17 protein-coding genes are annotated in these 18,112 nt (G+C 61.4%); 4 read left to right on the top strand and 13 right to left on the bottom strand.

What is annotated here, in order from left to right:
• Positions 1-100: 100 nt before the first annotated feature.
• A complete protein-coding gene (locus FG13_RS30825; RefSeq protein WP_081922450.1) occupies positions 101-994 on the top strand; it encodes a GNAT family N-acetyltransferase in 894 nt (297 codons plus the stop codon).
• 9 nt (positions 995-1,003) lie between these two features.
• Here the strand turns inward: FG13_RS30825 and FG13_RS05495 are convergent, their stop codons facing one another.
• Complete coding sequence (locus FG13_RS05495) at positions 1,004-1,702, bottom strand: DAPG hydrolase family protein (protein WP_035819138.1); 699 nt, start codon at positions 1,700-1,702, stop codon at positions 1,004-1,006.
• A gap of 107 nt (positions 1,703-1,809) precedes the next feature.
• Here FG13_RS05495 and FG13_RS05490 point away from each other — a divergent pair, with 107 nt between their 5' ends.
• Positions 1,810-2,484, top strand: coding sequence for a TetR/AcrR family transcriptional regulator (locus FG13_RS05490; protein ID WP_035819135.1), 675 nt, complete (start codon positions 1,810-1,812; stop codon positions 2,482-2,484).
• Here the strand turns inward: FG13_RS05490 and FG13_RS05485 are convergent.
• The 7 genes from FG13_RS05485 to FG13_RS05455 form a co-directional block, all read right to left on the bottom strand.
• Positions 2,447-3,127 (bottom strand): DNA alkylation repair protein, encoded by a 681-nt coding sequence (locus FG13_RS05485; protein ID WP_035819132.1) that lies wholly within the window; start codon positions 3,125-3,127, stop codon positions 2,447-2,449. The two genes, FG13_RS05490 and FG13_RS05485, sit on opposite strands and share 38 nt — an antisense overlap.
• Before the next feature lie 183 nt (positions 3,128-3,310).
• On the bottom strand, positions 3,311-4,087 hold the full coding sequence (locus FG13_RS05480) for a peptidylprolyl isomerase (RefSeq protein WP_034756072.1): 777 nt from the start codon (positions 4,085-4,087) through the stop codon (positions 3,311-3,313).
• Between the two features lie 111 nt (positions 4,088-4,198).
• Positions 4,199-4,978: a peptidylprolyl isomerase gene (locus FG13_RS05475; protein ID WP_035819129.1), complete on the bottom strand. Its 780-nt coding sequence runs from the start codon at positions 4,976-4,978 to the stop codon at positions 4,199-4,201.
• A gap of 84 nt (positions 4,979-5,062) precedes the next feature.
• Complete coding sequence (locus FG13_RS05470) at positions 5,063-5,350, bottom strand: BolA family protein (protein ID WP_035819127.1); 288 nt, start codon at positions 5,348-5,350, stop codon at positions 5,063-5,065.
• On the bottom strand, positions 5,347-5,976 hold the full coding sequence (locus FG13_RS05465) for a septation protein A (RefSeq protein WP_035819124.1): 630 nt from the start codon (positions 5,974-5,976) through the stop codon (positions 5,347-5,349). Before FG13_RS05465 ends, FG13_RS05470 begins: the two co-directional genes overlap by 4 nt.
• Before the next feature lie 83 nt (positions 5,977-6,059).
• Complete coding sequence (gene msrB, locus FG13_RS05460; RefSeq protein WP_035819122.1) at positions 6,060-6,461, bottom strand: peptide-methionine (R)-S-oxide reductase MsrB; 402 nt, start codon at positions 6,459-6,461, stop codon at positions 6,060-6,062.
• A 9-nt stretch (positions 6,462-6,470) separates the two neighbouring features.
• Entirely contained in the window at positions 6,471-7,949 is a 1,479-nt protein-coding gene (locus FG13_RS05455) for a protein adenylyltransferase SelO (RefSeq protein WP_081922781.1), read from the bottom strand.
• Between the two features lie 224 nt (positions 7,950-8,173).
• On the opposite strand from FG13_RS05455, the gene FG13_RS05450 reads away from it, so the two are divergent.
• Positions 8,174-9,826: a 3-(methylthio)propionyl-CoA ligase gene (locus FG13_RS05450; RefSeq protein WP_035819118.1), complete on the top strand. Its 1,653-nt coding sequence runs from the start codon at positions 8,174-8,176 to the stop codon at positions 9,824-9,826.
• 6 nt (positions 9,827-9,832) lie between these two features.
• On the opposite strand, the gene FG13_RS05445 is transcribed toward FG13_RS05450, so the two are convergent.
• The 4 genes from FG13_RS05445 to FG13_RS05430 are packed head-to-tail and all read right to left on the bottom strand — an operon-like array spanning position 9,833 to position 14,389.
• A complete protein-coding gene (locus tag FG13_RS05445; protein WP_235211672.1) occupies positions 9,833-11,356 on the bottom strand; it encodes a chemotaxis protein CheW in 1,524 nt (507 codons plus the stop codon).
• Positions 11,343-11,867, bottom strand: coding sequence for a chemotaxis protein CheD (locus FG13_RS05440; protein ID WP_051958582.1), 525 nt, complete (start codon positions 11,865-11,867; stop codon positions 11,343-11,345). The genes FG13_RS05445 and FG13_RS05440 overlap by 14 nt, the downstream gene beginning before the upstream one ends.
• Complete coding sequence (locus tag FG13_RS05435) at positions 11,864-12,688, bottom strand: CheR family methyltransferase (RefSeq protein ID WP_035819115.1); 825 nt, start codon at positions 12,686-12,688, stop codon at positions 11,864-11,866. The genes FG13_RS05440 and FG13_RS05435 overlap by 4 nt, the downstream gene beginning before the upstream one ends.
• 3 nt (positions 12,689-12,691) lie before the next feature.
• Positions 12,692-14,389 (bottom strand): methyl-accepting chemotaxis protein, encoded by a 1,698-nt coding sequence (locus FG13_RS05430; RefSeq protein WP_035819112.1) that lies wholly within the window; start codon positions 14,387-14,389, stop codon positions 12,692-12,694.
• 566 nt (positions 14,390-14,955) lie between these two features.
• Between FG13_RS05430 and FG13_RS05425 the strand changes: the two genes are divergently transcribed.
• Entirely contained in the window at positions 14,956-17,043 is a 2,088-nt protein-coding gene (locus FG13_RS05425; protein ID WP_035819109.1) for a 3-hydroxyacyl-CoA dehydrogenase NAD-binding domain-containing protein, read from the top strand.
• Between the two features lie 144 nt (positions 17,044-17,187).
• On the opposite strand, the gene FG13_RS28775 is transcribed toward FG13_RS05425, so the two are convergent.
• A complete protein-coding gene (locus FG13_RS28775) occupies positions 17,188-18,036 on the bottom strand; it encodes an alpha/beta fold hydrolase (RefSeq protein WP_051958580.1) in 849 nt (282 codons plus the stop codon).
• Positions 18,037-18,112: the final 76 nt, after the last annotated feature.

Below are 18,112 nucleotides of genomic sequence, written 5' to 3'. Positions count from 1 at the left end.
CTTATAACGAATCTTACAATTATCGCAGCAAACTGCGCCGCGACAGGAGCGACAGTGTTACGCTTTGCAACTTTCCAACCACATCACAACAGGTGCACGCATGGCGCTTGCCAACGATACACTTATTTCGCCAACGGCGGTGGTCCAGGCCCAACTGGACGCCTACAACGCACACGACGTGCCGGCCTTGCTGGCCATCTACGCCGATGACGCACAGCAATTCCAGCATCCCGATACCTTGCTGGCGCAAGGCAGCGCGCAGATTGGCCCCCGTTTCACGGCACGTTTCGCCGCCAGCCGGCCGCGGGCGCAGTTGCTCAACCGCATAGCCTGCGGCAAGCTGGTGATCGACCATGAAATCGTCCACGGCGACACGGACGATGGCGTGTCGGCGCAGGAACTGGTGGCGACGTATGAAGTGGAGCAGGGCCGCATCCGCCGTGCCTGGTTCAGCTTTGGCGCTTTGAGCGGCTTGCGCGTGGCGCTGCCGGCCGACGTACCCGCCATGAATGCGCTGATCGCGCGTTCCGGCGTGGAACTGAGCGCGGGATTTTATACGCAGGAACAGGCCGAGTCCGTCACGCGCCACGTGTTCGGCGTCGATACGCAGCTCGTTGCCGACCGGACGTATTTCATCATCGAACGCGATGGCGCCATGCTGGCCTGCGGCGGCTGGAGCCAGCGCGCCACCCTGTATGGGGCCGACCGCGCCAAGAGCGGGCCGGACCCGCTGCTCGATCCGGCCAGCCAGCCGGGCCGCATCCGCGCCTTCTTTGTGGAGCCTGCGGCCGCGCGCCAGGGACTGGGCAGCATGCTGATGCGCCATTGCGAACGGCAGGCCCTGGCCGCCGGTTTTACCGCCCTGGAACTGGCCGCCACCTTGCCAGGCGTGCCACTGTACCTGGCCAGCGGCTTTGCCGTGACGGAAGAGTTTCACCTGGACTTGCCCGATGACATCAAACTGCCGCTGGCGCGCATGCACAAGCAGTTGTAAAACCATGTTTTACCAGGGCAGCGGCGCCTTTTCCCCGTTGGCGTGCTCGCCGTAGTACAGCGACGGCAGGAAGCGCGACAGATAGGTAAATTCGCTGTAGCAATGGCGCAGCAAATTCAGGCCCAGCACGTCGGGCACGTCGCGCACGGGATTCAGGCTATTGCGGCCCAGCAAGAAGCGGCTGCGCAGCACGCAGCCCGTGGGCGTGTCGCGCGTCAGGTGCAGCATTTCGCCATCGAGCGGATCGCCCTGCGGGTCCAGCTGTACATGTTCGCCAAAGCCGATGCGCGCGCAAATGGCGGCCGACAGGGCGCCGCTGTCCTGGGCCTGTTGCAGTTGCGCCGGATCAAATACTTCCTTCGGGTCATGGAACTTCAGCTTGGCTTTCACGGGCGGAATGTCGCCCAGCGATTCCACCGCCTCGATCGAGGCGCCGTAGTAATTTGCTCCCTTTTTCCACGCGCTGTTCCAGCCGTGATGGGCCACGTGATCGTGCGGGTGCCACCATTTGATGTGCTGCGTCGTCTCGAAAAACGTAAACCACCAGTCCAGCATGCGCCCGCTGCAGCCGTGCAGTTCCGTGCGCGCCGCCACCAGCAGGCAACCGTCGGGCAGGCGCGTGATGCCCGTTTCCAGGTGCAGGGGAAACGGGTCGAGCAAGTCGCCTGTGTTGGTGATGCTCCATGGGAATTCAATATGCTGCGTCATGTCCTTCTCCTTTGTTGGGGTGAGCCAATTATATATTAAAGAAACGCAATACGTTTCCAAAATATGTTTCAGTGTAAAATTGCTTATCGATCAAGCTGGGAGATGGCATGCAGGAAGAAGAGAGCAAGGCTGTGCGCGGACGGGGCCGTCCGGCGCGGCCGCCCGGGGAAGCGCGCGAGGCGGCCGTGCAGGCGGCCACCTGGCTGCTGCTGCAGGAAGGCTATGCGGCCACGACGATGGAAGCGGTGGCGCGCCACGCGGGCATGGCCAAGAAGTCGCTGTATCAGTACGCGGCCAACCGCGAGGAACTGGTCGCTCTGGTGGTGCGCGGCTGGACGGACGCCTTCTTGCCGGCCATGGCGCACGATGCGACCGCGCCCGCTGAGGTCTTGCCGTTATTGAAGGAGGTCTTGCAGACGATGGCGGCGCGCGTGCTGACGGCGGACGCCGTGGGCCTGTTCCGCCTGCTGTGCACGGAGTTTCCCGCGCGCGCCGATTTACTTGCCGTGTATCAGCGCAACGGCATCGAGCGGGGCACGGCCATGCTGGCCGAGTGGCTGCAGCGCCAGGCCACGCGGGGCCACGTGATGCTCGGCGATGCGTCGGAGCTGGCCGGTTTGCTGCTGGCGATGGTGATTGCCGAGCCCCTGCGGCAGATGGCGCTGGGTTTGCTGGCGCCCGTGCCGGCCTGGGATGCCGGCCCCCGCATCGACGCCGCGCTGCGTCTGCTGGGCGGATCGGCGTTCAAGGTGGCTGGTGCTTCAGCGCTTCGCGGTAGCTGAGCGGCGACAGTTGCTGGCGGTGCGTGTTGGCAAACGTCGTCACGGCCTCAGGCGCGTGGCGCGCATAATCGCGCAAGGCCCAGCCGATGGCCTTGCGGATGAAAAACTCGTCTTCGTGGGCCAGGGCCAATGCCGCGTCGAATAGCCAGGCCACATCCGTGTCGGCGCGCCAGCCCAGCTGGTGCAGCATGGCGATGCGGCGCAGCCAGAAGTCTTGGTGGCGCAGCGCGTCATCCATGTGCGCATGGCCGTCGCCGCCGCGCTGGTGCGCCGCCTGCAGCACCTCGCCGACGATGCCGGCCATGCCGTCCACGCTGTCCCACCAAGCCCGCTGGCGCGCCAGGCCAAGCAGGGCGGGGATGTGTTCAACGTCCAGCTGGCGCCAGTGCAGGGCCAGCATGTCGAGCGCCACGTGCTGGTATTCGCGCTGCGGCTGCTGCCACAGCCGTTGCGCGTGTTCCAGCAAGGTCCCGGCATCAATGCCCTTCAAGCCCGCCAGCAAGCCCCTGGCGGCCATCCGCCGCTGCGGCGCGGCCACGCCAAGGAATATGAACTGGTCGCGCATATAGGCTTGCATGGGCGCCGCGCGGCCCGGTTCGGCCGCCGCTTCCAGCGCGATTTTTAATGCTTCATGTAGATCCATCCCAGCTCGCTTTCTTCAGGCGTAAAAAAAGCGCCCCCAGGGAGCGCTTTATATCCGGGCAGAATGCCCGATAAAACCGTAGCGAGCGGAAGTGAATTGTGGCCGAGAAGCGCAACCGTACTCTAGTACGGTGAGCATCGCAGGCCGCAAGTCACGACGCGCAGTAGGTTTGATCGGGTATTCTTATTGGATTTTGGCTTTTTTCATCAGTTCATCGCGGTAGGCGGCGAGTTTCTTCTGTTGCAGCGACTCGGCCACTTGGCCCTTGACTTCTTCCAGCGCCGGCAGTTTCGTCGGGCGGGTTTCTTCCAGCTTGATCACGTGGAAACCGAATTGCGATTGCACCGGCGTTTGCGTGACCTGGCCTGGTTTCAAAGCAACCATGGCGTCGGAGAATGGCTTCACGTACGAAGCTGGGCTAGCCCAGTCCAGGTCGCCGCCATTGGCTGCGGAACCGTCTTTCGATACTTTCGCCAGTTCTTCGAACTTGGCGCCGCCTTTCAGCTTGGCGATGATGTCTTTCGCTTCCGCTTCGGTGGCCACCAGGATGTGGCGTGCATGGTATTCCTTGTCGCCGGCCTGTGCCTTGAACTTGTCGTACTCGGCCTTGATTTCAGCGTCCTTGACGGGGTTTTTCTTGACGTAGTCGGCCAGCAGGGCGTTGATGATGATGCTTTGACGGGCATTGTCGATCTGCGACTTGACTTCCGGACGCGTGCCGTAGCCTTGCTTGTCGGCTTCCTGGATCAGCACTTCGCGGCCGATCAGGTCTTTCTTGATGGCTTCGCGCAATTGCGGCGAATCCGCTTGTTTGCCTTGGGCGACGACTTGCTTGACGACCTGGTCGACGCGCGACGACGGGATGGCCTTGCCATTCACGGTGGCCACGTTTTGCGCGAACGCAGGGATCGCTACAACGGCGACCAGGGCTAAGATCAGGCGGGCTGGCTTCAAAATCATGTTCATTCCTAATAAATATACTAAAAATCGATACGCGCGACTGCCGTGCAGTGCGCATTCAGGCGCAGAATACACGACCGGCGCCGAAAAGGGCGCCGGGGAGGTCAGTTCTTACTGAACTTTCGCTTTTTTGATCATTTCTTCCTGATACGCTTGCAGTTTCTTTTGCTGCAGCGCTTCGGCGATCTGTGGCTTGACTTCTTCCAGGGTCGGCAGTTTTGCCGCGCGGGTGTCTTCCAGCTTGATTACGTGGAAACCGTTAGGCGTTTGCACCGGGGTGTCGGTGACCTGGCCTTTTTGCAGTTTCACGAAGGCGTCGGAGAAGACTTTCGGGAAGGACGATGGGGCTGCCCAGTCCAGGTCGCCGCCGTTGTCGGCCGAACCGGCATCTTTCGATTGCTTGGCCAGGTCTTCGAACTTGGCGCCGCCTTTCAGCTTGGCGATGATGTCTTTCGCTTCCGCTTCGGTGCCGACCAGGATGTGGCGCACGTGGTATTCCTTGTCGCCGGTCTGGGCCACGAACTTGTCGTATTCCGCCTTGATTTCAGCGTCGTTGACCGGGTTCTTTTTCAGGTAGTCGCCGACCAGGGCGTTGATGACGATGGCCTGGCGTGCGTTCTCGATTTGCTGCTTGACGGCTGCATCTTTACCGAAACCTTTGTTTTCCGCTTCTTGCATCAGCACTTCACGGCCGATCAAGTCCTTCTTGATCATTTCGCGCAGTTGCGGCGAATCCGGTTGCTGGCCTTGGGCGACGACTTGCTTGACGACTGCATCAACGCGCGACGATGGGATAGGCTTGCCATTAACAACGGCAACATTTTGCGCAAAAACAGGTACCGCGACAACGGCGAGTAGTGCGATCAGCAAGCGGGCTGGCTTAAAAGTCATTATTAAATCCTGTTAGGGAAAGTTTCGTAAAAAACGCATGGAAAGAAATTGATAACATGGCTCGGGTACGCCAAAACGCCATCCTTACACTACTTCGGACGGCGCCAGGGCCACAATCGCCAATGCATGTATCTCATTATGCATCATATCGTGCACGGAATCATACACCAGTCGATGGCGCATGACGAGCCTGAGCCCCTCAAATTGACTAGAAATAATGCGTAGATTGTAATGGCCTCCGCCCGAGGCGGCGCCAGCATGGCCCCGGTGGCGCGCCGAGTCGTCTTCCAGCACGCATTCCAGAGGAGAAAGTGCCGTTTCCAGGCGGGTACGAATGCGCTCCATGCGCGTTGTCGTGTCGTTCGTCATCATGCGTCTTCCTTGATATGTTTGGCCAGGAACAGGGTTTGCGCCACGATGAAGGCAAAGAAAATGCCTGTCGCGCCAAACGCCTTGAAGCTGACCCAGGCGGCCATGTCGCCCTGGTACAGCACGAAGGCGACGAACAGGTTCAGTGCGCCCAGAAGGCCGAAGAAAATGATCCAGGCGGCCAGCAACTGCTTCCATACGGCATCAGGCAATTGCACTTGCGCTTCCATGGTCTTGCGGATCAGGTTTTTCTTGAAGCCAACATGCGCGATCAGCAGGGCCAGGCCGGACAGCCAGTAAATCAGGGTCGGCTTCCATTTCAGGAAGAAATCGTCATGCAGGTAAATGCTGGCGCCGCCGAACACGACAAAGATGAACAGCGACAGCCACAACATGCCGTCCACCTTGCGTCCGCGCAGCAGCAGATAACTGACCTGGCAAGCCGTGGCGACGATGCCGACGAGGGTGGCGAGTATCCACGGCGCCTGGTCGGCCTTGATCAGGCCGCCGGACACGAAGCCGGACAAATATTGCTGCACGAAATCGTGCGTGGCCGCTTCATACATGCCGCCCAGCTTGAAGGCGGCGAAGAAGGCGATCAGGGGGAATAGGTCGAATAGAAATTTCATGGCGAGACTTTACACTGGTCTTATTAAAATCATCTTAGGAATGGCTTAGGAGCAACCGAATCGCTCCCAAGCATTCCTGTGTCTCACGGCTGCGGGTCGAAGCGCAAGGAGGCCGAATTGATGCAATAGCGCAAGCCGGTCGGCGGCGGGCCGTCCGGGAAGACGTGGCCCAGGTGGGCGTCGCAGACGGCGCAGATAATTTCCGTGCGCAGCATGCCATGGCTGCGGTCGGTGATTTCCGTCACGTTGGCAGGATCGAGCGCCTGGAAATAGCTGGGCCAGCCGCAGCCCGAGTCGAACTTCGTGTCCGAGGCGAACAGGGGGGTGTTGCAGCAGACGCAGGTGTAGACGCCGTGTTCATGGTGGTCCCAGAACTTGCCCGTGAAGGCCCGTTCCGTAGCGGCGTGGCGCGTGACTTCGTATTGCATCGAGTCGAGCATGGCGCGCCATTCGGCGTCGGTTTTTTTGACTTTATTCGTGGTCATAATGACTCCTCAGGATGAGCAACTGACTTCAAGGTGGCTGGCCCAGTCGGGCGGCAGGGCCGCATAGTGCTGGTGTTCGGGCTGTTCGTCAAATGGCTTTTGCAATATTTCCAGCAGTTTCGCCACTTCCGTGTAGTCCTGCTGCTGGGCTTTTTCGATGGCCACTTGCGCCAGGTAGTTGCGCAGCACGTATTTCGGGTTGACCAGGTTCATCGCCTCTTGCCGTTCGGCATCGACGCTGTGCTCCTGCCGCAGACGCGCGCGGTATTGCGCCGCCCATGTATCGAAGGCGGGGCGGTCGATGAACATGTCGCGCAGCACCGTGTCGTGCTCGGGAGTATCTACTTGCAGTGTCGACAGGGCGCGGAAGAAGTTGGTGAAATCCACGTGATTGGCTTGCATCAGCGCAAACATGCTGTCGAACAGGGCCGTATCGTCGTCGTGTTGCGTGCGCAAGCCCAGCTTGGCGCGCAGCAAGGCATTCATCTTGTCTGCAAAAGCGGGCTGGTAGCTGTCCAGCGCCGCCTGCGCCAATTCCACTTCGCCGATCAGCGGCAGCAGCGCCTGGCCCAGCGCATAGCAGTTCCAGTGGCCCACCTGCGGCTGGTTCTCGTACGAATAGCGGCCCTGCTGGTCCGTGTGGTTGCAGATGTGCTCGGCATCGAAGGCTTCCATGAAGCCGAAGGGGCCGTAATCGAGGGTCAGGCCCAAGATCGACATATTGTCCGTATTCATGACGCCATGCATGAAGCCCACGGCTTGCCAGTGCGCAATCATGTGCGCCGTGCGCACGCACACTTCGGCCAGCAAGGCTTGATATGGATTTGATGCAGCGCGCAAGTGGGGATAAAAACTGTCGATGACGTAATCGGCGAGGATTTTCAGCTCGTCCGGCTGCTTGCGGTAAAACCAGTGTTCGAACGAGCCGAAGCGAACAAAACTGGGCGCCATGCGCGTCACGACGGCGGCCGTCTCGACGGTTTCGCGCATGATGCCTTGCTGCGAACCCATGATGGATAGCGCACGCGACGTGGGTATGCCCAGCGCCGCCATGGCTTCCGAGCACAGGAATTCGCGGATGGACGAGCGCAGCACGGCGCGGCCGTCGCCCATGCGCGAATACGGCGTGGCGCCGGCGCCTTTCAATTGCAGTTCCATGGGGCCGTGTTCGGTGGCGATATCGCCCAGCAGGATGGCGCGGCCATCGCCCAGCTGGCCGGCCCAGACGCCGAACTGGTGGCCCGAATACACGGCTGACAACGGTTGCGAGCGCTCGGCAACGGCATTGCCGCTCAGCAGCGCCACGAAGTCCGGCTCGGCCAGACGCGCCGCATCGAGGCCGATGAGGGCTGCGGCGGGTGCGCTGGCGGCCACGAAATACGGGGCGGGCAGGGGCGTGGGCATCAAGCGCGTATAGAACGCGGGCGGCAAGGCCGCAAAGGCGTTATCCAGTGGTAAGGTATGAGCGGTGATGGCAATTCCAGTCAGTAAGATGGACCGGCAAGGTGCGCCAGCCTGGAATGCGATTTTACCGCACAGCGCCAAGGCGCGTGGCGGGCACTCTTGCAGCTGTTTGCATAGCAAGAAACGGAATCAAGAATTCCATGTTGCATCGCAATATCGAAATGCGTTGACGATTTCCGCACGACCGTACGAAACTAAGGAAAGTCTTTAAATTCCAACAACAAGCAAGTATCCACCCAGGAGAGACGATGTCGGCATTCCCCTTGAGTCCAGTGATGGGCCAGATGATGAATCAGCCCCTGCTGATTTCCAGCATTATCGAGTTTGCAGCGCGTCATTACGGGGGCAGCGAAATCATTTCGCGGCGGGTGGAAGGCGATATGCACCGCTACACCTACCGCGATTGCCACCAGCGCGCGCGGCGTCTGGCGAACGCCTTGCATGGCCTCGGTGTCGGCATGGGCGACCGCGTCGCCACGCTGGCCTGGAATGGTTACCGCCACCTGGAAGCGTACTATGCCGTGTCCGGCTCGGGGGCCGTGCTGCACACGATCAATCCGCGTTTGTTTCCCGACCAGATCGCCTACATCTCGAACCATGCGGAAGACCAGGTCTTGCTGTTCGATTTGACCTTCCTCCCCGTGGTGGAAAAGATCGCCGCCGACTGCACCTTCGTCCGTCATTTCGTGCTGATGTGCGACCGCGAGCGCATGCCCGCCAGCAGCACGATTCCCGACCTGCTGTGCTATGAAGACTTGATCGCCACGCATTCCGACGATTACGCCTGGCCCTTGTTCGACGAGAATGCGGCCGCCACCCTGTGCTACACGTCGGGCACGACGGGCAATCCCAAGGGCGCCCTGTATTCGCACCGCTCGACCGTGCTGCACGCGTATGCGTCGGCCATGCCCAGCGGCCTGAACGTGCGCGCTTCCGACACCGTGCTGCCCGTCGTGCCCATGTTCCACGTGAATGCCTGGGGCTTGCCGTATTCCGTGCCCCTGTCCGGTGCGCGCATGGTGTTTCCCGGCGCGGCGCTGGACGGCAAGTCGCTGTACGAACTGTTCGAGGCGGAAAAAGTGACGTTCTCGGCCGGTGTGCCTACAGTCTGGCTGGGTTTGCTGAATCACGCCTTGCAGAATAACTTGAAATTTTCCACCTTCCGCCGCACCGTGATCGGCGGCGCGGCGTGTCCACCGGCCATGATGGATACCCTGATCGACAAGTTCGACGTGGAAGTCATTCACGCCTGGGGCATGACGGAAATGTCGCCGCTGGGCACGGCCGGCGGCTTGCAGACCAAGCACCTGGACTTGCCGAAGGACGAGCAGCGCAAGATCCTGCAAAAGCAGGGCCATGCGATCTACGGCGTGGACATGAAGATCGTCGACGACGACGGCAAGGAATTGCCGTGGGACGGCATCAGTTATGGCCATTTGCTGGTGAAAGGGCCGTGGATCATTTCCTCGTATTACAAGAACGAGGGCGGCGACGTGTTGCAGGATGGCTGGTTCCCCACGGGCGACGTGGCCACCATCGACACGGATGGCTATATGCAGATCACGGACCGCAGCAAGGACGTGATCAAGTCGGGCGGCGAGTGGATCGGCACCATCGACCTGGAAAACCTGGCCATGGCGCACCCGGCCGTGCTGCAGGCGGCCTGCATCGGCGTGTTTCACCCGAAATGGGACGAGCGCCCCGTGCTCGTCGTCGTGCTGCGTCCCGGCATGACCGTCACGCGCGACGCCTTGCTGCAGTTTTTCGAGGGCAAGATCGCCAAGTGGTGGACGCCGGACGACGTGCTGTTCATCGACGCCTTGCCCATGGGCGCCACGGGCAAGATCCAGAAGAACAAGCTGCGCGAGCAGTTCAAGGGGCACCAGTTGCCGGGGATGTAAAGCAGCCTAGGCAGCCTGCGGCAGCGCCGCCCCCAGTTTTTCCAGCAGATGATCGCACTGGAAGACGGATAGGGTCTGGCGCTGCGCCTCCGTGCCGATATCGATCATCTCATCCATTTCGCTGCGCAAGTCGTCGTGTTCACCCGTGCGGATGATTTGCGGCGCGGCAAAGCGCTGGCTGTCGGAAATGGTCATGATGTTGTCGACGTGGTCGACGAGAAAGCCGTAGCGCTCGTTTCCCCGTTCCACGATCAAAATCTTGCCGGTGCTATCGTCCGGCAAGGCCGGCATGGCGTACAGCTGGCGCAAGTCGATGATGCTGATCATTTGCTGGCGCAAGTTGAGCATGCCGCGCATGCAGGCCGGCATGCCCGGCGGCGTCGTGATGGCGCCGCTGAAATCGATGATTTCGCGCACTTGCCCGATTTCCACGGCGAAGCGGGTTTCCACCGTAAACGTGATGTAGACGCGGCGCTGCGCCTTGTGCGTGGCGGCCGCCGTTTCCGTCACGGCCGGGTACAGGCGCGCGTGGCCGTCGCGCATCTCGACAATTTCCGCCTGCGACAGGATGCCCTTGTGGTCGAGGAAAATGATGTCGCCCAGCCCCTCTTTCGTGATGCAGCCGGCGAACATGGCGGCGCGCGCCTTGCTCAGCAGGGGAATCGGCAGCACTTCGTCGCCAAAGAAATGCACGATGCTGTCGACGGAGTCGACGAGGAAGCCCACGGTCGTGTCGTCGAGGCGCACGACGATGATGCGCTGGTCGCCTGTTGCAGCCGTGCCGGACGCGGGCGCCTGCAGCAGGGCGCCGAAGTCGACGACGGCCACCTGGCTGCCGCGAAAATGCATGCGCCCCAGGCACAGTTCGCTGTTTAGCAGGGAGCTGTGCAGTTCCGGCACCCGGATGATTTCCTGGATGGCCAGCATTTCAAAGGCAAACGTGGCGCCGGCCGCATGGAAGCTGACGCATTGCCGGCGCTCGCTTTGCGCATGGTAGCGGGCCGTGCTCAGCCTGGCGCCGGTCGCCTGCAGGGCCAGCACATGGGGCACGTTTTCAATGCGCAGCAGGGCGTGCGGGTCGAGCACCTGCAGCAGGCGCGCGCCGCCATCGAGCAGGATCGTGCCGGCGATGACGGCGTGGCTGTCGCCGGCCGCATATTGCAGGGCGCTGCGGGCGCTGGCGGGCACGCGCAGGATTTCGCCCGTATCCTGGAAGACGATGCCGATCAGCACTTGCTGGAAGTCGAGGATGGCGATCTTGTCCGTGGCCACGGCGCGCGGCGCCTCGGCGCGGAACAAGCGGCCCAGGTTGACCACCGGAATGACGCTGCCGCGCAAGGTGAACATGCCTTCCAGATACGCGGGGGACAGGGGCAGGGCCGTGACTTTCGCCGGGTAGTTCACCACTTCGCGGATGCAGCTGGCGGGCAGGGCGAATTCATCGTCGCCCAGGTGGAAGGAGCCGAACAGTTCGGTGGCCGTGTCGCTTGCGCCCTGTGCTTGCAAGCCCGTCGCTTCATGCATATCCATATGCGCCTTCCTTGCGTGGAATTAATTCGGGTGGCGCCACCACATCGGTGACGGCATAGCTGTGATGGGCGCAATCGATCAGCAACTGGCGCCCGTGGCGGCCGCCCAGCGCGCAAAAACTCACCGCCAAGCCGCACTGGTCCAGGTATTTTTGCGCCGCTTGCGCGTTTTGCCGGCCCACTTGCAATCTCCCGTTGCGCGGGCCAAACATGCTGGCGCCGCCCGCCAGCACCACTTCGATGTCGGCGTAGTCGGCCTGGCGCACGCCCATCAGGCGCAGCAGCGAGGGCACGGCCTGGCTCACATAGCGTGCCCCCAGGCTGCTGTCGGCGCCCGGCGCTTCCGGCAGCAAACAGTGGGCCAGGCCGCAGCATGGGCCATTCTTCCAGATGAAACCGATGCCGATGCAGGAACCCAGCAAGGCTTGCAGCTGCTCGCCATGCGTGCCCACGCTCAGTTGACCCATGCCAACATGGTGCAGCGGCAAGCCAGGGTCGATGATGATGCTCATGCGCTACCCGCCTTATAAATCATGGGAAACTCGAATTGATAGCCGGTGCCGAGCCGGGCGATGGTTTCCGACTCGCCCAGGATCAGCCGGCCTTCGTCCTTCAGACTCAGGCGAGCCTGGCGCAGCACGGTTTCCTGGTGCTCGGCATCGAAATAAATCAGCACATTGCGCAGGAACACCAGGTCGAATTGCCGTGCCGGGCGCAGCGCTTCCAGCAGATTATGCTGGGCAAAGCTGACGTGTTGCCGCAGTTCTTCATTGACTTGGACGCCATACGGCGCGGGTGTGAAATATTTGCGCAGCAAGTCCGGGTGCGACAGACGGATGCGCTCGACGGAGCGGCCGCTGTACTGGCCGGCCCGCGCCGCGCCGAGGATTTGCTGCGAAATGTCGCTGGCCAGGATCTGGTAGCGGAAAGACGGCGCTTGCAGCTTGAATTGCTCGCACAGCATGGCGATCGAATACAGCTCCTCGCCGCTGGCGGCAGCCGCCGACCAGATGGCCAGGCAGCCGTCCGGATGCGCGCGGGCCCAGGCGGGCAGGTAGCGGTCGCGGAAGTAATCCCAGATCGACGGCGTGCGGAAGAACAGGGTGTCGTTGGTGGTCACCAGGTCGATGAAATGGTCCACCTCGTCGCGGTCGCTGGCCACGCGGTCCAGGTAAGCCTGGTAGCTGTGCAGGGACAGCGCCTGCAGCCGTGGCTGCAAACGCCGTTCCAGCAAGACGCTCTTGCGCGCCGTCATGGCGATGCCCGTATGCTGGCGCACCAGCGCGATCAGGGTTGTCAGCACCTCGGGCGTCAAGGTGGCCGCGTGGCTCATGGCCTATACCACGAAGCCGGAGACAGTCTGGTTCAAGCTGCCAGCGCGCTCGTTCAAGCCATCCGTCGAGCGGGCGATGCTGTCGCAGTTGGCGGCCGACTTTTCCGTTTCCTCGGCGATGTACTGGATGGCCGTCGACACTTCGCGCGCCGTCAGCAGCTGCTCGTTGGCCGCCTTCGAGATATCGGAAATGGCCAGGGTGGTTTTCGCCACGCCCGAGACGATCTTGTCGAAGGCGTCGCTGGCCTGGCGCGAAATCTCGCTGCCGGTGGAAACCCGCTTGACGGATTCGTTGATCAGCTTGGAAATTTCCTTGGTCGCCTGCGAGGAACGCTCGGCCAGCTTGCGCACTTCGTCGGCGACGACGGAAAAGCCCAGGCCGTGTTCGCCCGCGCGCGCCGCCTCGATGGCCGCATTGAAGGCCAGCATGTTCGTCTGGTTGGCGATTTCGCTGATGACCTTGACGATTTCGCCGATGTCTTCCGACGAGCGGTTGATCAAGTCCATCGCCTCGATCGACTTGGCGACGGCGCGCGCGCCCGCTTCCGCTTCCTGCTGCGTGGCTTTTGCCAGGAAATCGGCATTCGAGGTGTTTTCCGCGATGGAATTGATGGAAAACGTCAGGCCGTCGATGGAGGCGTTCATTTCTTCCACCGTGGCGCCCAGCGCCTGCGTGCCCACGGCCACGCCCGTGGCCCGCTCGGCGATGGCGTGCGAGGCGTCGGCAAAGCCGTTGGCGGCCGACACCACGTTGCCGATCACGCCGCGCAAGTCGACGATCATCTTGCTGATGCCGCCGGCCAGCAGGTCGATTGGCTCGTCGCCCTCGGGCACGATATTGCAGGTCAGGTCGCCTTGCGCCGCGCGCGCCACCGATTCGAGCAGGGCGTTGACCTTGCGGCTGTCGTTGGCGGCCTTGGACTGGATGCTGTTTTCCAGGTTCACCTGTTCGCTGATATCGATGGCGAACTTGACCACTTTATACGGCTTGCCGTTCAGGTCCAGGATGGGGTTGTAGGTGGCCTGTATCCACACCACCTTGCCATGGTTGCCCAGGCGCTTGTAGCGGCCCGCGTCGAATTCGCCCCGGTTGAGCTTTTGCCAGAATTTCTTGTACTCGGCGCTGCTCGCATACTCGGGCTCGCAGAACATGCGGTGGTGCTCGCCCTGGATATCGCTCAAGTCGTAATCCATGACGGCGAGGAAATTCTCATTCGCTTCCAGCACATTGCCCTGCATGTCGAATTCGATCACAGCCTGCGCCTTGCCGATGGCGCTGACCTTGCCTTCGTACTCGACATTGCGCTTTTTCAGGGCCGTGATGTCGGTAGCGAACTTGATGACTTTATACGGCTTGCCGTCCGCGTCGAGGATGGGGTTGTAGGAAGCGTTGATCCACACTTCGCGCCCATCCCTGGCGCGGCGCTTGTATTCGCCCTGGTCGAATTCGCCGCGTCCGAGCTTGGCCCAGAAGTTGCTGTATTCATCCGTTTTGACATACTCGGGGTCGCAGAAGATGGCATGGTGTTTGCCTTGCACTTCGGCCAAGGTATAGCCGACGACACGCAGGAAATTCTCATTCGCATGCAGAATGGTGCCGTCGAGCTCGAATTCGATGACGGCCTGGACACGGTTCAATGCAGTATTTATCGCTTGTAAGTCCAGATCCTGGGAGTGGCTGACATGGCTGGCTGCGTCCATAGTATTTCCTTCGGGGTGAGAAGAGGAAGGGGGAGCGATAAGGCTGCTGTTATTATTTTTTCTGCTATCGGTTTAAGGCAAGGATTAAGGCTGCGGTTATTGCATCAGCCGGCATCCGGTGATAATCCGTGAGAATGTGCGCGATGAACGTCCGCCGATGTTCGCCATACGGATTGCCTATAGTAATTGAATTGTAGGGTATTGATTTGAATCAATAATTTTATTATTCCCCAGCGTCTGGCGAAAAACAAGGGGCGGGAATAAATAATGTCAAAACTGTCGTAATTGGCTCCTGTCCACATATAACAAGCCCCTTCTTTCACATAATAAAACGACGTTATTATTATTGTGCTTTTATTATTTAAATGAATATCCAAGTGATAGCTTCTACAGACGCTTGCCGCTTGCAGCAGAATCTTTCCGCAAACGATGTTGTACCATGGCGTACCATGCTGGCGCCGGACGCGCCACGACAAAAATAATACGAGCGTTCTTTTATGCGGTATAGTGAAGCTTCATCCCTTGCAACCACCTCATCGCTGAGCAAAAATCAATAAGGAAGAGACATGAGTGCTGAATATCAAGTGAACGGCGCCGTTGCCGTCATTACCCTGGCCAACCCGCCCGTCAATGGACTGGGCCTGGCGACGCGCACGGCCGCCGTGGCCGGCATCCGCCAGGCGCTGGCGGACGAGGCCATCAAAGCCATCGTCATCACGGGCGCCGGCAAGGCCTTTTCGGGCGGCGCCGACATCAAGGAATTCAATTCGCCCAAGGCGCTCACGGAACCGACCCTGCACACCCTGATCAACGTTGTCGAGCAATCGACCAAACCGGTGGTGGCGGCCATCCACAGCGTCTGCATGGGTGGCGGCCTGGAGCTGGCGCTCGGCTGCAACTACCGCGTGGCCGCGCCGGGCGCGCAGATGGCCTTGCCGGAAGTCAAACTCGGCATCTTGCCTGGCGCGGGCGGCACGCAGCGTCTGCCGCGTGTGCTGGGCCTGGAAATGGCCCTGAACATGATCGTTTCGGGCACGCCCGTCGCATCTGAAAAACTGGCCGGCACGGCCCTGTTCGACGAAGTCATCGCGCCTGGCGCCGATTTGCTGGCCGCCGCCGTGGCCTTCGCCACGAAAGTGGCCGATGTGCGCCCGCTGCCGAAAGTGCGCGAGCGCAAGGTCGATTACCCGAATCACGAAGCGTTTTTGCAGTTTTCGCGCAATACCGTCAAAGCCATGTCCGGCCCGTTCCCTGCGCCGCTCAAATGCGTCGACGCCGTGGCGGCCGCCGTGACGATGAAATTCGACGACGGTTTGAAGTACGAGCGCGACCTGTTCATGCAGCTGGTGCAGTCGCCGGAATCGAAAGCCCTGCGCCACGCCTTCTTTGCCGAACGGGTCGCCAGCAAGGTGCCCGACGTGCCATCCGACACGCCCGTGCGCACGATCGCCAGCGCGGCCATCGTCGGCGCCGGCACCATGGGCGGCGGCATCGCCATGAACTTCGCCAACGCGGGCATCCCCGTGATCTTGCTGGAAACGAAACAGGAAGCGCTGGACAAGGGCCTGGCCACGATACGCAAGAATTATGAAAACACGGTCAAAAAGGGCAAGCTGACGCAAGAGAAGGCCGAGCAGCGCATCGCCCTGGTCAGCGGCACCTTGGCGTATGCTGACATTGCGCAGGCGGACATCGTCATCGAAGCCGTCTTCGAGGAACTGGGCGTCAAGGAAACCGTCTTCAAGCAGCTCGACGCCGTCATGAAGCCGGGCGCCATCCTCGCCTCGAACACGTCTACGTTGGACCTGGACAAGATCGCCGCGTTCACCCAACGCCCGCAAGACGTGGTCGGCACGCATTTCTTCAGCCCGGCAAATGTGATGAAACTGCTGGAAATCGTCCGCGGCAAGGAAACGGGCAAGGACGTGCTGGCGACCGCGCTGGCCCTGTCGAAAAAGCTGAAGAAGACAGGCGTCGTCTCGGGCGTGTGTGACGGCTTCATCGGCAACCGCATGATCGAGCAATACAGCCGCCAAGCCGGTTTCCTGCTGGAAGAGGGTTGTCTGCCGGAACAGGTCGACAAGGCGGCCGAGAAATTCGGCTTCGCCATGGGCCCGTTCCGCATGGGCGACCTTGCCGGCAACGACATCGGCTGGGCCATCCGCAAGCGCCGCTACGTGGAAAAACCGGAAGTGACGTATTCGAAGACGGCCGACCTGCTGTGCGAATTGAATCGCTATGGACAGAAGACGGGCGCCGGCTGGTACGACTACAAGGCGGGCGACCGCAAGGCCTATCCGTCGGAACAGGTCAACGCCATGATCATCCAGCACTCCGCCGACATCGGTGTGGCGCGGCGCAAGATCAGCGACCAGGAAATCGTCGAACGCCTCGTGTATGCGCTCGTCAACGAAGGCGCGCGCATCCTGGAAGAGGGCATCGCCTTGCGGGCCTCGGACATCGACATGGTGTATTTGACCGGTTACGGCTTCCCGCTGTTCCGCGGCGGCCCGATGTTCTATGCGGATACGGTCGGCTTGCCGAACGTGCTCGACACGATAGCCGGCTACGCCAAAGGCCGCCACGGCGAAGCGTGGACGCCGGCGCCGCTGCTGGTGAAGCTGGCGGGCGAGGGCAAGGGGTTTAATAGCTAAGCCGACGCCAACAATATTGTCGGATTACGCGTGGCTTTGCCGCGCTAATCCGACCTACGCCTCTACGAGGGCTCAAGAGCCGGGTAGGTCGGATTAGCGCGCAAGCGCGTAATCCGACACCACCACGGACGCCAGCAAGCATGTTTACTTCTTCTTCGCCACCATCTTGACCGCCTCGTTGACGATGACGGGGTTGTCCTTCTGGATGTAGTAGCCGGCGCCCGTGATGCGCTCGATGGCTGGCGCGCCGGACAGGCGCTGCCAATCCTTTTCCTGGGCCCGCACCACGTTCTCGAACGAACCCATTTCCTCGATGCCGAACTTGTCGCGTACCAGCAGCATGGCGGGCACGCGCAGCGGGCTGCTCATGTCGACGTGTTGCAGGCACTGCGTCTGGGCGTCGAATTCGGCCGATTCCGTACTGTTGAACATGAGTTTGCGCCGCGTTTTGACGAGCATGGCGTAGGCGGACGCGTCCGTTTGCAGGCGGTTCCATTGTTGCGGGTGCGTGGGATCGAGCAAGACCAGGCCGGCCACGTCCTGCGGGTACAGCCTGGCATATACATACTGGTACAGCCCGCCCAAGCCATGGCCGACCAGCACATACGGCGGCTTCAGGCCCGCTTGCGCCAGCAGGGCGCGCTGTTGGGCGGCAATGGTGCACGGATCGCGCGGCGTGGTGGTTTTTTTGCTGTCGCCGTAGCCGGGACGGTCGTACACGAGCACGCGGTGCTGCCGAGCCACTTCGGGCACCACCTTGGCCCACACATCCTTGCCGTCGCCCATGGCCGACTGGAACACGACGGGCAAGCCGCCCTGGCCGCTCAGGGTGTAGGCGATGCTGGCGTCGGGCAGGGCGGCCGTGGCCGGCACGCCGGGCATGACCGGGGCCGATGGCAACAGGGAGCAGCCGGAAAAACAGCCTGCCAGCAGCAAGCCGGCGCTGGAGAGGAGCATGGTGCGCGCGGGGCGGCCGACGAATAGATGATGCATGAATCTCCTTCTTGGTGCACGGACCGGGGACGGGTATGGCTTGCCAGCCATTATAGGCAAATCGTGCCGAAGTGGA

Source organism: Janthinobacterium sp. RA13, from assembly GCF_000745325.1.
Lineage (GTDB): Bacteria > Pseudomonadota > Gammaproteobacteria > Burkholderiales > Burkholderiaceae_D > Janthinobacterium > Janthinobacterium rivuli.
This window is presented reverse-complemented; position numbering and strand designations above follow the sequence as displayed.